Here is a 1,561-nt window from a genome sequence, read left to right as displayed (position 1 = left end):
AGTCGTGCCCGGCCCGGTGCCCGGGGCACGTGGGGTGTCCATAAACACGCCGCCACCCGGCCCACCACCGACCCCGTCGGCACCGGCCCGGCGGGCCGTGGGCGTCATGGCCGGACTGGCCGGCCTGACCTGGGCGGCCGGCACCGCCGAGTTCGCCCGGGTGCGGATCACGCCGAGCCCCCGGACCCCCGACGAGGTCGCCACCATGCTGGTGACCAGCGCGCTCATCCCGCCGTTGGCCGTCGCCCACTGGCTCCGTGGCTGGTGGCGCGCCCGCGCGGTGCCGGCCGGGTCGCTGGTCGGCCCGGAGGCGGCGAGTTGATGGTCACCCCACCTGCCCCGGGCACCCGGCCCGGCACGACTCCCCCCGGTCCCGCCCTGTACGACGCGGTGCTGCTCGACCGGGACGGCACGCTGATCGAGGACGTGCCCTACAACGGCGACCCGGAGAAGGTCCGCCCGCTGCCCGGCGTCGGGGAGGCGCTGGACCGGCTGCGGGCGGCCGGGCTGCGCCTCGCCGTGGTCACCAACCAGTCCGGGCTGGCCCGCGGCTACTTCACCGAGGCCGAGATGCACGCCGTGCACGCCCGGGTCGAGGAGCTGCTCGGCCCGTTCGACCACTGGGCGATCTGCCCGCACGACGACACCGACCGCTGCGGCTGCCGCAAGCCCGCCCCGGGCCTGGTGCACGCCGCCGCCCGGGCGCTGGGCACCGCCCCCCGCCGGTGCCTGATGGTGGGCGACATCGGCCGGGACATGGCCGCCGCGCTGGCCGCCGGGGCCACCGGCATCCTGGTGCCCACCCCGGTCACCCGCCCCGAGGAGGTCGCCGAGGCGCCGGCCGTCGCCCGGGACCTGCCCGGTGCGGTGCACGAGATCCTGCGCCGGATGCGGGCGGTCCAGCCGGTCGAACCGCGCACCGGCCGGGCCGGGACGGTCCTCGTGGTACGCAGCGACTCCGCCGGGGATGTGCTGGTCACCGGGCCGGGGATCCGGGCCGTGGCGGCCGGCGCGGAACGGGTGATGCTGCTCTGCGGGCCACGCGGCCGGGCGGCGGCCGAGCTGCTGCCCGGCGTCGACGAGATCATCGAGTGGCCGCTGCCCTGGATTGACGGGGACCCGGAGCCGGTCGACCCGGCCGACATCCGGGCCCTCACCGACCGCCTGGCCGCCGTCGGCGCCGACGAGGCCGTGATCTTCACGTCGTTCCACCAGTCCCCGCTGCCCCTGGCCCTGCTGCTGCGCCTGGCCGTGGTGCCCCGGATCAGCGCGATCAGCGACGACTACCCCGGCTCCCTGCTGGACGTCCGACACCGCGTCCCCGTCGGAGTGCCCGAACCGGAACGCGCCCTGTCCCTCGCCGCGGCCGCCGGCTTCGCGCTGCCCCCGGGCGACGAACCGGGACTGCGGCTCCGCGACGACCGGTCCGCGCCGACCCCCGACCTGCCCGACGGCGACTACGTGGTGGTGCACCCCGGCTCGTCCGTACCGGCCCGGGCCTGCCCACCGCCGCGGTGCGCGGAGATCGTGGTCCTCGAAGCCCGTCAACACCCGGGCGTGG

General features: G+C 77.5%; 2 protein-coding genes. Both read left to right on the top strand.

What is annotated here, in order from left to right:
• Window positions 1–106 precede the first annotated feature (106 nt).
• Entirely contained in the window at window positions 107–322 is a 216-nt protein-coding gene (locus ACWEVO_RS36345) for a hypothetical protein (protein WP_452311918.1), read from the top strand.
• Window positions 322–1,561: HAD-IIIA family hydrolase (locus ACWEVO_RS36340; RefSeq protein ID WP_452311917.1), on the top strand; the 1,240-nt coding region annotated here is incomplete at its 3' end. The genes ACWEVO_RS36345 and ACWEVO_RS36340, both read left to right, overlap by 1 nt.

The sequence above is a fragment of the Micromonospora sp. NPDC003776 genome, assembly GCF_053605645.1.
This window is presented reverse-complemented; position numbering and strand designations above follow the sequence as displayed.

Excerpts from the sequence above, each read along its gene's own strand:
- ACWEVO_RS36345 (WP_452311918.1), top strand. The coding sequence starts at position 107 with ATGGCCGGACTGGCCGGCCTGACCTGGGCGGCCGGCACCGCCGAGTTC.